Raw genomic sequence first — 14,010 nt, 5'->3', positions numbered from 1 at the left:
CGAGGTACCCCGCATGACCGATCCTGCCATCACCGCAGCCCTGCTGCCGGAACCAGCCCTGCTGATGCAAATGGCCGGGCTTCTGGTGGTGATCGGCGCCTTCGCAGGCGTGCTGGCCGGCCTCCTGGGTGTTGGCGGCGGCATCGTGCTGGTGCCTGCTTTCTTTTATGCGTTCCAGACGCTGGGCTATGGCGGCGATCAGCTGATGCAGATCTGCCTGGCGACCTCTCTGGCAACGATCATCGTGACCTCGCTGCGCTCTGTCATGAGCCACAACAAGAAGGGCGCGGTGGATTGGGAGATCTTGCGCGGCTGGGGGATTGGCATCGCCCTTGGGGCTGGGGTGGGCGTTCTTGCGGCCTCCGCCCTGCGCTCCACCGTGCTGCAAGGGGTGTTCGGGGGGCTGGCGCTGGTCATTGGCTGCTACCTTGGGCTGGGCCGGTCCGAGTGGCGGCTAGCGGAAGCCATGCCCAAGGGCGGCAAGCGGATGGTGCTGTCGCCTGCGGTCGGGTTCCTGTCGGTGCTGATGGGGATTGGCGGCGGCAGCTTCGGGGTGCCGCTGATGACCCTGCACGGGGTGGCGGTGCACCGGGCGGTGGCCACAGCTGCGGGCTTTGGCGTGATCATCGCGGTGCCGTCGGTGGCGGGTTTCCTGCTGCTGGAGGTGGACCCGTCCGCGCGGCCGCCCTTCACCATCGGCGCGGTCAATCTGGTCGCCTTTTTCATCGTGATTGCAATGACGCTGATCACCGCGCCCTGGGGGGTGAAGCTGGCCCATGCGATGGATCCGAAGCCCTTGAAGCGGGTGTTCGGGGCCTTCCTGGTGCTGGTGGCGCTGAACATGCTGCGCAAGGCCTTTGGCTACTGAGGGTGTGAAGATGCAGGATCCGTTTACACAGTATCAGGACAAGGGCTGGGTGCGGTTCGGCCATGATCCGCAGATCGCGGCCTGGGCGGCGGATGCCCTGCCGCACGGAGTGGCCTCGCTGGAGGATCCGGCCTGCGCCGAGTGGTTCCAGTGCGAGCGCACCTGGTTCATCGGCGTTGATGCACTGCCGAATGATGCGCAGGGCCGTTTGCCCGATGGGCCGCCGCTGGCGGGGGTGCCGATTGAGTTTATTACGCAGAACCACGGCCCGATTCCGGACCTGCACCGGGCGCAGGTGTCCTCGGTTTTTCCCGGCTATCCGCGCCCGCGCCCGGGTGAGGGCGAGGCCGCCTTCCGCTACCGAGTCAAACGCGACGCGGCACATGTGGACGGGGTGAAGATGTATGGCGAGCACCGCCGCCGCAAGGTGGAGGAGCCGCATGCCTGGGTGCTGGGCATCCCGCTGAATGACAGCAGCCCGGATGCGGCGCCGCTGTCGGTCTGGGAGGGCAGCCACCGCATTATGCGGCGCGCCTTTGCCGCCGCGTTCGAGGGGGTATCGCCTGCGGACTGGGCGGACGTGGATGTGACCGATGCCTACACGGCAGCCCGCGCCGAGGTGTTCGAGACCTGCCCGCGGATCACCGTTCACGCCAAGCCTGGTGAATCCTATTTGATGCACCGGCTGTGCCTGCACGGGGTTGCGCCCTGGGCTGAGGGGGCAAGCGCGCCGGTGGAGGGCCGGATGATCGCCTATTTCCGCCCGGAGTTGGCGGATTGGACCAAGGGGTGGCTGGCGGAGGGGTGAGGTTGTAGTTTCTTGCCTCAACAGTCAGCCGCTTGCTAAGCACATTCAGAGCGTGTCGTGAGATTGTTTCAACACTGGGCGGACTTAGGAAGTAGAGGTTCTTCAAATGCCAAGCCAAGCAGAGTTTGCTGAGTACTTAAAGAACAAAGGAGGGCTGCCGTGGCTTGCAAAGCTATTTGTTATTGCTTCGGCTGTCCAAGCTGGCTTGGTTTACTATGTGGTATATGAGCCTGACTACTACCTGCAAAGTAGATCAAGTTATCTTGTCCCATACTTGGTGTGGTCGTTTCTGCCTTTGCTGGCAGGGGTGGGTTTCTATGACGTGAAGAGGTTTGTTTCCCGAGGCTAGATTGGCCGCGAAAAACTGCTAGTTTCCACCGCTACGGCGTTACTTAACCGCTAGGCTTTCGCCCTCTGCAGATAGGTCAGCAATCCTATCCCAATGTTTCGCGCGCGAAACATTGGGTCAGTGCTTATTCCGCATGGTTTGCAAACGGTTACCTCACCGCTCGCCGCGTTAGCTGTTTGATTACGCATGTCCGAGAAGCTCAAAACCGGTTCCCACTTTTGAGCGACATGCTTAACTGCGCTTTAACCTCGCGCCACGTCCGCCGCGGCGCTTGACCAGTTTGCTGGCGCGGGCGGGCAGGTCGTTCATGATGCCTGCGCGTTCCTCGTTGGTCATCTTGGACCAGTCGCGGATCTCGTCGATGGAGCGGTAGCAGCCGGTGCAGATACGGGCCTCGGGGTGGACGACGCAGATCTTGATGCAGGGGGATTGGATCTCGTCCCGTTTCCAAACGTCGTCAGTCATCATTCACCCGTTCTTCAAATGCCGCATCCGGTCCAATGCGCCTTGCAAGATATAGGAGGCCGCGACGTGGTCGATAACCTCTGCGCGGCGTTTGCGTGTCGTATCCGCCTCAAGAAGCGCTTTTTCTGCCGCCACGGTGCTGAGGCGCTCGTCCCAGAAGCTGATCGGCAAATCGGTCAGTTGCATCAGATTGCGGGCAAAGGCGCGGGTGGATTGGCAGCGCGGGCCCTCGGTGCCGTCCATGTTGCGGGGCAGGCCGAGGAGGATGCCGCTGATGTCGCGGGCTTGGATGATTTCCAAGAGGCGCGCGGCGTCTGCTGAGAACTTCTTGCGCTTCACGGTTTCCAGCGGCGTCGCCACCGCGCCGATACGGTCGGAGACGGCAACGCCGATGGTCTTGGTGCCGAGGTCCAGCCCCATCAGCGCGCTCATCGGCGGCAGGGCGGCGGCGAAATCTTCGAAAGCGTCGTGGATCATTCTGTAAGTCCTGCCTGCGCAGCTATGGTTTCCAGCAGTGCCAGCGCCTCTGTGTCGGCTTCGAACGCACCGCGGGCCTCGTCATAGACGGTGCGGGCGCGTTCGGTTTCGCCCAGCACCGACAGGGCGCCGATCAGGCGGGCCCATTCCTCGGCCGAGCCGCCCTCGTTGGCGAGACGGTCTGACAGCCGGCTGACCATGCCGCGGATCATTTCCTGCTGTTCCTCAGCGGACAGCTCGGTGGCAGAGGACATGTCTTCGGCGCTGGGGCCGGGCAGGGCGGGGGCAGTGCCGCCGCCGGGGGTGATGGGGCGGTATTCGACCCCGGCCCGGAAGGCCATTTCCTCGATCTGGCCCTGAATGCCCTTGACCCAGGGCGCGTCCGCCGGGCCGTCGCGCAGGGTCGCGGCCCATTCGCGATAGGCGAGGTCGGGGCGGCCGATCTGGCCCAGCATCAGGCCCCAGTAGTAACGGGCGGGGCCGTGTGCTGGGTCTATTGCGCGGGCCTTCTGCAGGTCGGTCTGCGCCTCGGGGGAGACATAGCCGCCGGCCGCCATGATCTTCAGTTCGGCCAGCTCGGTGAAGTCGCGGGCGTTCACTTTGCCCCCGGCCAGCCGGATATAGTTGGTCTTGGCTTCATAGGCGGCCTTGAAGTTGCCGAGATTGGCTTCGTGCTGGGCCAGCAGGGCCTGGCCCTGGGCATCGTCTTCGCGCTCGCCTGCGGTCTTACGCAACTGTTCGACCAGCTTGATGTAGCCTTCTTCCACCTGCGGCTTCCCGATTGCCGGAACTTCGGCCTCGGCCTCGGCCTGAGAGGGCCGGTTCTCGGCGCGTTCGCTTGCCATCCGGATGCGGTCCTGCAGGCCCAGGTCGCTGTAGCCCGGCGCGCCCAGCTGCCAGTAGAGGCCCAGGGTTCCGCCGGTGATCAAGACAGCCGCAGCGATGGCAAAGCCCAGCGACAGCCCCCGCGGCTGGGACGGGCCGGACTTTCTTTTTTGCACCTGGGCGTCTGCGGCCAGGATGCGGCGGGAGATCTCGGTGCGGATGCGTTCGGCGTCGGCTTCGGCGATCACGCCGCGGGCCAGATCCTTGTCGACTTCACGCAGCTGCTGGCGGTAGACCCTCAGGTCGTAGGCCGCGGCCGGCTCGCCTTGCTCACGGGCGCGGATGAGGATCATTGCCAGCAGCAGGGCTGCCGATAAAGCGATTAGGGCGGTGACTGTCCAGAAAACCATGCCGTCTCCGAAGTTTGGCTTTCATCTATATGCGGGTACCGGCGAACAAAAGGGCCAATCTGCCGCGGCCTGTCGTAAAGCGTCTGTTACATATGTCGCAATAACGCAGAAACAGGGCGATAAACGGCGCGGGGCTGCCATGCGTTTCGGGCATACCCGCTAACAGACACGAACCATCGGATTCGCTCATGAAACGCTATTCAGTCTTTGCTGTTGCGCGGGAAGCCCTGCGCTATCACACCGGATGGGAGCGCGCCTGGCGCTCGCCGGAACCCAAACGCCACTACGATGTTGTCATCGTCGGGGCGGGCGGGCATGGCCTCGCCACTGCCTACTACCTGGGTAAGAACTTCGGCATTACCAATGTCGCAATTATCGAGAAAGGCTGGCTGGGTGGCGGCAATACGGGCCGGAACACCACCATCATCCGCTCGAACTACCTGCAGGATCCCTCGGCTGCGATCTATGAAAAGGCGCGCAGCCTGTACGAGACCATGTCGCAGGACCTGAACTACAACGTGATGTTCAGCCCGCGCGGCGTGATCATGCTGGCGCAGACCGAGCATGAAATCCGCGGCTACAAGCGCACCGCGCATGCCAACCAGCAGCAGGGCGTGAAAACCGAGTGGATCACCCCGGAGCGCGTCAAGGAACTGGTGCCGATCATCAACCTGCACGGCCCCCGCTACCCCGTGCTGGGCGGCCTGTGGCAGGAACGCGGCGGCACCGCCCGCCACGATGCGGTGGCCTGGGGCTATGCGCGCGCGTGCTCCGACATGGGCATGGACATCATCCAGAAGTGCGAAGTCACCGGCGTCCGCGTTGAGAACGGCCGCACCGTGGGCGTCGACACCACCAAGGGTCCGATCGACTGCGACAAGATCGGTATGATCGTTGCGGGCAACGCTTCGGTGCTGTCGGAAATGGCGGGCTTCCGCCTGCCGATGGAATCCGTGGCCCTGCAGGCGATGGTTTCCGAGCCGATCAAGCCCTGCATGGACGTGGTTGTGATGGCCAACACCGTGCACGGCTACATGTCCCAGTCCGACAAGGGCGAGATGGTGATCGGCGGCGGCACCGACGGGTTCAACAACTACACCCAGCGCGGCAGCTTCCATCACATCGAGGAAACCGTGCGCGCGCTGGTAGAAACCTTCCCGATGGTCAGCCGCCTGAAGATGCTGCGCCAGTGGGGCGGTATCGTGGACGTGACCGGCGACCGCTCTCCGATCATCTCGAAGACTCCGGTGCAGAACTGCTTCATCAACTGCGGCTGGGGCACCGGCGGCTTCAAGTCGATCCCGGGGTCGGGCTGGGCGATGGCGGAGCTGATGGCCACCGGCCATTCGCCGCTGACCGAGGAGTTCTCGATCAACCGCTTCAAAGAAGGCAAGTTCATCGACGAGAGCGTCGCCGCGGGGGTGGCGCACTGATGAACCTCGACCTGACACTGTCCAGCTTGCCGTCAGCGCGGCATGCTGCGGCGGGGAACTTTCGTGCAGGTCCGGGCGTTGTGGCCCCGGACTGCAATCTGCACAGGAGGTTCTCATGTCTGACGAAATTCACAACGATTCCGGGTCCGGCTCCGGCTCCGGCAACGGTGCGCTCGCGTTCATCCTTGGCGGCGTGGTCGTCGCGCTCGCGGTCATCGGGTGGTTCGTCCTTGGCGGCGAAAACCCGGTCGACGAGCCTGACCTGCGCATCGAACTGCCGGACGGTAGCGCCATCGAAGGCGAAGTCGAAGGCTCCGGTCAATAACGCAATCGGGCGCGCCGCCCGTTGCGGCGGCGCGCCGGTTTCCGGCGGCACCGTTCCGGCCCGGATGGTGCCTGTTGCCGATGCTTCTGCCGTTCTGCGGCAGAGTGCGGGTCTGTACCCACAACTGAATAAACGTGCCAAGGGCGCCGCATCTGCGCGCCGGGCTGCGCCTGCGCGCGCGGTCCCGGGGCTGCGCTGTCGCTCCGGCGCCGCTGAATTCCTCTCGATGGAGCATGCAAAATGCTGATCCTTGAATGCCCCTATTGCGGCGTCAAAGCCGAAGAAACCGAACTGGCCGCAGGCGGCGAAGCGCATCTGAAGCGTTTTGGCCCCGGCTCCTCGGATGATGACTTCCATGACTACCTGTTCATGCGCGAAAACCCCAAAGGCGTTCATTTCGAACGCTGGCGCCATGCCAACGGCTGCGGCAAGTGGTTCCATGCCGCCCGCTGCACCATGACGCTGGAGGTCTTCGGCACCTACACCGCCCAGACCAGCGAGCCGACGCAGGAGATCAAGGACAAGATCGCTGCCAAACGCCCGGGCTGGACCTGGCGCGAATTTGCGGACGGCCAGAAATGATCCGCCGCCTGACTGAAACACCCGCTTTTCTTTTGAAAGGTCTGCGCCCATGAGCACGCGTCTTGCCAAGCACGGCCGGCTGATCGACCGCTCCAAACAGATCGCCTTCACCTTCAACGGAAAGTCCATGAAGGGCTTTGCCGGCGATACACTGGCCTCCGCACTTCTGGCTAACGGCCAGGTGATGATGGGCCGCTCGTTCAAGTACCACCGCCCGCGCGGCGTTGTCGCATCCGGTTCGGAAGAGCCCAATGCGCTGATGCAGCTGGGTGTGGGCGACCGTTACGAGCCGAACCAGCGCGCCACCACCACCGAATTGTTTTCCGGCCTGACCGCGCAGTCGCAGAACCACTGGCCCAGCCTGGAGTTCGACGTCCTGTCGATCAACAACAAGCTGTCCCGGTTCCTGACGGCCGGCTTCTACTACAAGATGTTCATCCACCCGCGTCCGCTGTGGAAACACGTCTACGAGCCGATCATCCGGAAGTCCGCAGGTCTGGGCGCAGCCCCCGACAAGGAGCTGAAGGACGCCGACACCTACGAGCACTTCTACTTCTTCGCGGACGTTCTGGTCATCGGCGGCGGCGTTGCCGGCCTGCAGGCGGCCAAGGCGGCTGCGGCGTCGGGCGCCAAGGTTCTGGTGCTGGAACAGAACGGCCACTGGGGCGGCCGCGCACCGGTCGACGGCGGCACCATTGATGGCGATGCGCCCGAGGTCTGGATCGAAAAGACCCTGGCAGAGCTGCGCGCGATGGACAACGTCACCCTGCGCGACCGCTGCATGGGCTCCGGCGTCTATGACCACGGCTATGCCCTGGGTTATGAGCGCCTGACCGACCATGCACCGGGCCAGGGCGGGCCGCGCCACCGCCTGTGGCGGATCCGTGCGAGCCAGATCGTCACCGCAACCGGTGCGATCGAGCGCCCGCTGTCCTTTGCTGGCAACGATGTACCCGGCGTGATGCTGGCAGCCTCGATGCGCGACTATGTGGTGAACTGGGGCATCAACCCGGGCCAGAAGGTCGTGGTTGCCACCAACAACGACGACGCCTACCGCACCGCTCTGGTGCTGCATGACGCAGGCGTCGAAGTGGTCCGCGTGGTCGACACCCGCGAAACCGGCGGCGGCGCGCTGATGGAAGCGGTCCGCGAGAAGGGCATCCGGGTCGAACTGGGCCGCGCCATCGCCAAGGTGAAGGACGGCAAATGCGTGACCGAGGTCGCCATCTGCGCCCAGAACGGCGAGGGCGGCGCGCGTGAAGTCGTGCAGGCCGATGCGGTTGCCATGTCCGGCGGCTGGTCGCCGGTGGTCCACCTGTGGTCCCACTGCGGCGGCAAGCTGATCTGGGACGAGGTGAACGCCAACTTCCGCCCCGACGCCTCCCGTCCGCCGCTTGGCGACAACGGCCAGGGCTTTGTGGTGCCGGCCGGTGCCGCCAATGGCGAGTTCGGCCTGGGCGCGCTGCTGGAAGACGCAGCCGCGGCTGGCGCCAAGGCGGCTGAAGCAGCTGGCTTCCCGGCAAAATCCGTGACGGCTGCCAAGGGTGAAGCCGAGGAAGAAGCCCGCATGGAAGCGGTCTGGCTGATGCCTGCAAAGGCAGACGTCAAGCTGCGCATGAAGTCCTGGCTGGACTATCAGAACGACGTGAAAGTGTCGGACGTGCAACTGGCTGCGCGCGAAGGCTACGAGAGCGTCGAGCACACCAAGCGTTACACCACGCTGGGCATGGCCACCGACCAGGGCAAACTGTCCAACATCAACGGCCTGGCCATTCTGGCCGACAGCCTGAACTCGGAAATCCCGCAGGTGGGCACCACCACCTTCCGTCCGCCGTACCACCCAATCTCGCTGGGCGCGATCGCGGGTGAAGCACGGGCCGAGATCTTCCAGCCGGTGCGCAAGACGCCGATCTACGACTGGTTCGACAAGAACGGCGCGGATTGGGAGCCAGTCGGCCAGTGGCGCCGTCCGTTCTCCATCAACAAGCCGGGCGAGGACCGTCATGCCGCGGTGAACCGCGAGGTGAAGAACACCCGCGAGAACCTCGGCCTGCTGGATGCCTCGACCCTTGGCAAGCTGGTCGTGAAAGGCCCCGACGCAGGCAAGTTCCTGGACATGATGTACACCAACATGATGTCCACGCTGAAGCCGGGCAAATGCCGCTACGGCCTGATGTGCACCGAGAACGGCTTCCTGATGGACGATGGCGTGGTAGCCCGCATCGACGAGGACACCTGGCTGTGCCACACCACCACCGGCGGCGCCGAGCGCATCCACGGCTGGATGGAAGAGTGGCTGCAGACCGAATGGTGGGACTGGAAAGTCTATGTTGCCAACGTGACCGAGCAGTACGCTCAGATCGCGGTGGTCGGCCCCAACGCCCGCAAGGTGCTGGAGAAGCTGAACGCGGCGGCTGGCGGCGGCATGGACGTCTCGAAAGAGGCGCTGCCGTTCATGGAATGGCGCGACGGCAAAATCGGCGAATTCGACGCCCGGGCTTACCGGATCTCCTTCTCGGGCGAACTGTCCTACGAGATCGCGGTTGCGGCCTCCGAGGGCCAGGCGTTCTGGGATGCGCTGATGGAAGCGGGCAAGGAATTCGGCGTCATGCCTTACGGCACCGAGACCCTGCACATCCTGCGCGCCGAGAAGGGCTTCATCATGATCGGCGACGAGACCGATGGCACCGTGATCCCGCAGGATCTGGGGCTGCATTGGGCGCTGTCGAAGAAGAAGGAAGACTACCTGGGCAAACGCGCGCAAGCGCGCTCGCACATGGTCGACCCGGACCGCTGGCAGCTGGTTGGCCTGGAAACCGTGGACGGTTCGGTGCTGCCGGACGGCGCCTATGCGGTGGGTGAAGGCGTCAACGCCAACGGCCAGCGCAACATGATCGGCCGGGTGACCTCGACCTATCATTCCGCGACCCTGGGCCGCGGCATCGCCATGGGCCTGGTCAAGCACGGTCCCAAGCGGATGGGTGAAGTGATCGAGTTCCCGGGCACTGACGGCAAGACCTACAAAGCCAAGATCGTTGACCCGGTCTTCTACGACAAGGATGGAGAGAAGCAGAATGTCTAAGGCTGTTTCCGTACTGAACGGCGCCCAGTATTCCGGGCTGGCCAAGGTCGAGGATGCCGGCCTGCAGGGGATGATCACCCTGCGCGGCGATCTGGACTCCAAAGCGCTGAAGGCGGCCGTCAAGGCTGCCACCGGCGCCGAGGTTCCGGCCCGGGGCGCCATCACCGTTGCCGAAAACGGCGCCGCGGCCTGGATGTCCCCGGACGAGCTGCTGCTGCTGGTGCCTTACGAGGACGCGGTTGCCAAGACCACCGAGGTGGCCGAAGCCTTGAAGGGCGAGCACGCGCTCGCCGTCAACGTCTCCGACGCCCGCGGGTTCTTCCGCCTGTCTGGCGAAGGGGCGCGCGAAGTGCTGGGCAAGGTGAGCCCGGTTGACTTCGACGCCGCGGCCTTCAAGCCCGGGCAGTTCCGCCGCTCGCGCCTGGCGCAGGTGGCCGGCGCCTTCTGGCTGAACGAGGACGGCAGCTTTTACATCATCTGCTTCCGCTCGGTCGGTGAATATGTGTTCAAACTGCTGAGCACTGCGGCCCATCCGCAAAGTAAAGTGGGTGTTTACTAAAATTTTCACTCGCTTTATGCTTGTGACGCCTTTACGCGTCATTTACGGTGCCCTGGAGTTCTTCCGGGGCACCGTTTTTTGTGGTTCTGGCCTCCGGAAGGTTCCCTTTGCATATTTGGCAAGAGGTTGATTTCAAGCTGTTTCCTCTGGGGGGAGGGGCCGCGCGATGAGGTTTCAGGGAGCTGCCAATGGGTCTGCGGACAAGCGGAATATTTGCACTTTTTTTCACGCTCTCAGGGGCGCCTGTCGTGGCGGGCCACAGCTTTCACTGCGGTATTGAGCCGCTTTCCGGCGATGCCTGGATCCCTGGCCAGGTCAGTTTGCAATTCACCGATGACTTCAAGGCCGCCGAAGTCACTGACAAGGCCTTTGAGGTTCCAGTCCGCGCCAGGGTGGTGCGGCACAGCAGCACCTCCTATGCGCTGAACTGGACAATGCCCCATCTCGCTGTATCGGAAGATGCCGGGCGTCCGCAGCCGCTGTACCGGGCGGTCTTGAACACCGCCAACCTGAAGATGAGCTTGCAGGTGGTGCGGGCGGGACAAAGCGGCTCACCGCCGCGCGGAAGCGGCCAGTGCAAATGGGAACACGACCTGCCGCTGCTGGCGCAGAACGCAGGTTGAGCTGCTGAAACCTGGATTACCATCTTGCCAGGATCAGGTCCCCTGGCTGTAAAAGGGGGCAAGGGCTGGTTTGAGCACAAACGGTGTGCCGCCATGCCGGAGGCGGCGATTTTGCACATGGGCCTTGCGCGGAAATGCACCGGTGGCCCCTTGACCTGATAGCGCGCAAACAGCATGTATCTGCGCAGGAACGCAAACATTTTTCACAGGGGGCCCAAATGGCTTTTGAACTTCCCGATCTTCCTTATGCACACGACGCACTGGCCGCCAAAGGCATGTCGGCGGAAACCCTGGAATACCACCACGACCTGCACCACAAGGCCTATGTCGACAACGGCAACAAGCTGATCGCCGGAACCGAGTGGGACGGCAAGTCGCTGGAAGAGATCATCAAGGGCACCTATGACGCAAGCGCGGTCGCCCAGAACGGCATCTTCAACAACATTTCCCAGCTGTGGAACCACAATCAGTTCTGGGAAATGATGGGCCCGGGCGAAAGCAAGATGCCGGGTGAGCTGGAAAAAGCCCTGGTGGACAGCTTCGGCTCCGTCGAGAAGTTCAAGGAAGAGTTCTCCGCCGCAGGCGCGGGCCAGTTCGGCTCCGGCTGGGCCTGGCTGGTCAAGGACACCGACGGCGGCCTGAAGGTCACCAAGACCGAAAACGGCGTGAACCCGCTGTGCTTCAACCAGACCGCGCTGCTGGGCTGCGACGTGTGGGAGCACTCCTACTACATCGATTTCCGCAACAAGCGCCCGGCCTATCTGTCCAACTTCCTGGACAATCTGGTGAACTGGGAAAACGTCGCCTCCCGCCTGGGCTGAGACAGCTTGAATGGCAGCCGGTTCCTTTGAAAGTTCCGGATTAAACAGATTGCCCGCGCAGTATCGCTGCGCGGGCTTTTTCATGGGCGTTTCAGGAACAATGGCCTCCGGGTGCGCGTTGATTTCCTACATGCGCAACGAAAGGAGGCTCCCATGGCTGAACGCAAACGATCGAAAGACGGACGCCGAGAGACGGAAGAGATTCCGGGTGCGAAAGGGACCATCTCGCAGCAAGGCCGAACCGGCGGCACGCTGCAGCGCGATATTGCCTCGGAAGACGAGCTGAAACGGGCCAAGGAACGCCCGGCCGGTTCGACCCGAGTGACCAAATCGAAGGAGCAGGAGTGACACCATGACATCTCTGACGCAGGGCACCTGGGTGCTGGTTGCAGACAGCGAAAAAGCGCTGTTCCTTGAGAATACCACGGATGCGCAGAATCCCAATCTGCAGGTGCGGCGAAAGGACGAACAGGAGAACCCCTCTGACCGGGAGCAATCAGCCAACCGGCCGGGGCGGTTCAACGACGGTCCAAGCGTGCACCGCTCGGCAGTGGATGACACTGACTGGCACGAGCTGGCCAAGGAGCGGTTCGCCAAGGACCTGTCGGACAAACTGTACGAAATGGCCCACCGCGGCGATTTCGAGAAGCTGGTTCTGGTCGCCGCCCCGGAGGTCCTGGGCGAATTGCGCAAGAACCTGCACAAGGAGGTCAGCGACTGCGTGATCGGGGAGATCAGCAAGAACCTGACCGGTCATGAGATCGGCAAGATCGAGGAAATGGTCAAAGACGCGCTGCGTCACAGCTGACTGCACTTGACCCGCGCGCCTGCCCGGTGTCTGTGAGACAAAAGCCGGGCAGGAGCACACCATGGGCGAGGCACAAAAAGGCGTTCTGGCACTCTGTGCCTCCTGCACCGTCTGGGGGCATTCCGGCATTTATTACAAGGCATTGTCGCATGTTCCGCCGGAGCAGGTCCTGTCGCACCGGGCGCTGTGGTCGTTTGTCTTTTTCGCGATTGTTCTGCTGTTCCAGGGCCGTATAAGCGCGCTTGGCGCAGCGCTCTCCACCCGCCGCAGCGCGCTGCTTTTGGCCTTTGCCTCGGCGATGATCTCTCTCAATTGGTTTATCTTCATTTCGGCCGTGCAACTGGGCTATGCCACCGAGGCAAGCCTCGGCTACTACGTCTTTCCGCTGCTGAGCGTGCTTCTGGGGCGGCTGGCCTTCGGTGAGCGGCTGACGCGGGCGCAGGGGGTGGCGGTTTTCCTGGCAGGGCTTGCAGTGGCGGTCCTGTCCTTCGGGCTTGGTGCCGCGCCCTGGATCCCCTTGGCGCTCAGCTTCAGCTTTGCTCTCTATGGTGTTGTTAAGAAACAATTACCACTTGGGCCAGTGGTGTCTGTCACAGCGGAGGTCGCTCTGCTGCTTCCGGTTGCGCTGGCCATCATTTGGATGACCGGCGGGGCCGGTTTCCTGGGCGGTCCCGGGGACGCCGCCATGCTGATGTTCTCCGGCATCCTGACCGGCTTGCCGCTGATCCTGTTTGCCTATGCCGCGCGGCGCGTGCGGCTGGGCACCGTCGGGGTGCTGCAATACCTGAACCCGACGCTGCAGTTCCTGGTGGCGGTGCTGGTCTTTGCTGAGCCCTTCACGCCCTGGCATGGCACCGCCTTTGCGTTGATCTGGAGCGCGGTTGCGGTGTTCTCCTTTTCGGCCCTGCGTCAAGAGCGGGCGTCGCGCAGGGCGGCGATGGCGGCGACGGGCGTATCGGCCCAAATCAGATAATCCAGGGTTTCCCGGCCGGCAAAGCCCTGGCCGGTGACATGCCCGAGCAAGTCGCGCAGCTTGTCCCAGTAGCCTTCGATGTTCAGGATCACGATCGGTTTCGAGTGCAGGCCCAGCTGGCGCCAGGTCAGGGCTTCAAACAGTTCATCCAGAGATCCGGCGCCGCCCGGCAGCACAACGACTGCGTCGGCGTTCCATAGCATCACCTTCTTTCGCTCGTGCATGGTCTCCGTCACCACATAGGTGGTGAGATCCGATTTCCCTGCCTCGCGCCGTTCCAGGTGGCTGGGGATCACGCCGAAGGTCTCGCCGCCGGCCTGTTGCGCCGCCCGGGCCACTTCGCCCATCAGCCCGACATCGCCGGCGCCATAGACCAGCCGCATGCCGTTTTCGGCCAGCGCGGCGCCGAATGCGCGGGCCGCCTCGGCGTAGGCAGGCAGCGCCCCGGCGCGGGATCCGCAGTAGACACAGACGGATTTGATGCTCATCGGCCAGCCTTTCCGTGGAATATCAAGGTGAAAACCAATTGGTGTTTTGACCCGTGATAGCTGGATTGCTAGATTCCCTCAACTAAGCGGAAGGACACATTCCGCAATTGCCGA

At 63.4% G+C, this 14,010-nt stretch carries 16 protein-coding genes; 12 read left to right on the top strand and 4 right to left on the bottom strand.

Going from position 1 to position 14,010, the window contains the following annotated elements; all coding sequences use genetic code 11:
- Positions 1 to 13: 13 nt before the first annotated feature.
- On the top strand, positions 14 to 868 hold the full coding sequence (locus KUV26_RS04125; RefSeq protein ID WP_222507402.1) for a sulfite exporter TauE/SafE family protein: 855 nt from the start codon (positions 14 to 16) through the stop codon (positions 866 to 868).
- Between the two features lie 10 nt (positions 869 to 878).
- The gene (locus KUV26_RS04120; RefSeq protein ID WP_222507401.1) at positions 879 to 1,676 is read left to right on the top strand and encodes a hypothetical protein; all 798 of its coding nucleotides are present in this window, start codon (positions 879 to 881) and stop codon (positions 1,674 to 1,676) included.
- A 580-nt stretch (positions 1,677 to 2,256) separates the two neighbouring features.
- Here KUV26_RS04120 and KUV26_RS04115 read toward each other — a convergent pair.
- From KUV26_RS04115 to ccmI, 3 genes are read right to left on the bottom strand one after another with little or no spacing between them, the layout of a single operon-like run.
- Positions 2,257 to 2,490 carry a DUF1289 domain-containing protein gene (locus tag KUV26_RS04115; protein WP_039169861.1) on the bottom strand — a complete coding sequence of 78 codons (234 nt, stop codon included), beginning with the start codon at positions 2,488 to 2,490 and terminating at the stop codon, positions 2,257 to 2,259.
- A 3-nt stretch (positions 2,491 to 2,493) separates the two neighbouring features.
- On the bottom strand, positions 2,494 to 2,967 hold the full coding sequence (gene ruvX / locus KUV26_RS04110; protein ID WP_222503027.1) for a Holliday junction resolvase RuvX: 474 nt from the start codon (positions 2,965 to 2,967) through the stop codon (positions 2,494 to 2,496).
- Positions 2,964 to 4,202, bottom strand: coding sequence for a c-type cytochrome biogenesis protein CcmI (ccmI, locus tag KUV26_RS04105; protein WP_222507400.1), 1,239 nt, complete (start codon positions 4,200 to 4,202; stop codon positions 2,964 to 2,966). The genes ruvX and ccmI overlap by 4 nt, the downstream gene beginning before the upstream one ends.
- 188 nt (positions 4,203 to 4,390) lie before the next feature.
- Between ccmI and KUV26_RS04100 the strand changes: the two genes are divergently transcribed.
- The 10 genes from KUV26_RS04100 (at position 4,391) to rarD (ending at position 13,408) form a co-directional block, all read left to right on the top strand.
- Complete coding sequence (locus KUV26_RS04100) at positions 4,391 to 5,635, top strand: sarcosine oxidase subunit beta family protein (protein WP_222507399.1); 1,245 nt, start codon at positions 4,391 to 4,393, stop codon at positions 5,633 to 5,635.
- Positions 5,636 to 5,750: 115 nt separating this feature from the next.
- On the top strand, positions 5,751 to 5,960 hold the full coding sequence (locus tag KUV26_RS04095; RefSeq protein ID WP_222507398.1) for a hypothetical protein: 210 nt from the start codon (positions 5,751 to 5,753) through the stop codon (positions 5,958 to 5,960).
- A gap of 240 nt (positions 5,961 to 6,200) precedes the next feature.
- Entirely contained in the window at positions 6,201 to 6,542 is a 342-nt protein-coding gene (locus KUV26_RS04090) for a sarcosine oxidase subunit delta (RefSeq protein WP_222503031.1), read from the top strand.
- A gap of 49 nt (positions 6,543 to 6,591) precedes the next feature.
- The gene (locus KUV26_RS04085; protein ID WP_222507397.1) at positions 6,592 to 9,624 is read left to right on the top strand and encodes a sarcosine oxidase subunit alpha family protein; all 3,033 of its coding nucleotides are present in this window, start codon (positions 6,592 to 6,594) and stop codon (positions 9,622 to 9,624) included.
- On the top strand, positions 9,617 to 10,183 hold the full coding sequence (locus KUV26_RS04080) for a sarcosine oxidase subunit gamma (RefSeq protein WP_222507396.1): 567 nt from the start codon (positions 9,617 to 9,619) through the stop codon (positions 10,181 to 10,183). The genes KUV26_RS04085 and KUV26_RS04080 overlap by 8 nt, the downstream gene beginning before the upstream one ends.
- Before the next feature lie 248 nt (positions 10,184 to 10,431).
- Complete coding sequence (locus KUV26_RS04075) at positions 10,432 to 10,806, top strand: hypothetical protein (protein ID WP_315900070.1); 375 nt, start codon at positions 10,432 to 10,434, stop codon at positions 10,804 to 10,806.
- 218 nt (positions 10,807 to 11,024) lie between these two features.
- A complete protein-coding gene (locus tag KUV26_RS04070; RefSeq protein ID WP_222507394.1) occupies positions 11,025 to 11,627 on the top strand; it encodes a superoxide dismutase in 603 nt (200 codons plus the stop codon).
- A gap of 153 nt (positions 11,628 to 11,780) precedes the next feature.
- Complete coding sequence (locus tag KUV26_RS04065; protein ID WP_222503035.1) at positions 11,781 to 11,975, top strand: hypothetical protein; 195 nt, start codon at positions 11,781 to 11,783, stop codon at positions 11,973 to 11,975.
- Between the two features lie 4 nt (positions 11,976 to 11,979).
- A complete protein-coding gene (locus KUV26_RS04060) occupies positions 11,980 to 12,435 on the top strand; it encodes a host attachment family protein (RefSeq protein WP_222503036.1) in 456 nt (151 codons plus the stop codon).
- A 61-nt stretch (positions 12,436 to 12,496) separates the two neighbouring features.
- On the top strand, positions 12,497 to 13,408 hold the full coding sequence (gene rarD, locus KUV26_RS04055) for an EamA family transporter RarD (RefSeq protein ID WP_222507393.1): 912 nt from the start codon (positions 12,497 to 12,499) through the stop codon (positions 13,406 to 13,408).
- Here rarD and KUV26_RS04050 read toward each other — a convergent pair.
- Positions 13,345 to 13,896, bottom strand: coding sequence for a TIGR00730 family Rossman fold protein (locus KUV26_RS04050; RefSeq protein WP_222507392.1), 552 nt, complete (start codon positions 13,894 to 13,896; stop codon positions 13,345 to 13,347). The two genes, rarD and KUV26_RS04050, sit on opposite strands and share 64 nt — an antisense overlap.
- Positions 13,897 to 14,010: the final 114 nt, after the last annotated feature.

It is taken from the genome of Leisingera daeponensis, from assembly GCF_019801465.1.
In the GTDB taxonomy this organism is placed as follows: domain Bacteria; phylum Pseudomonadota; class Alphaproteobacteria; order Rhodobacterales; family Rhodobacteraceae; genus Leisingera; species Leisingera daeponensis_A.
The sequence above is the reverse complement of the archived record's forward strand: the minus strand, read 5'-3'. Positions and strand labels throughout refer to the sequence as shown.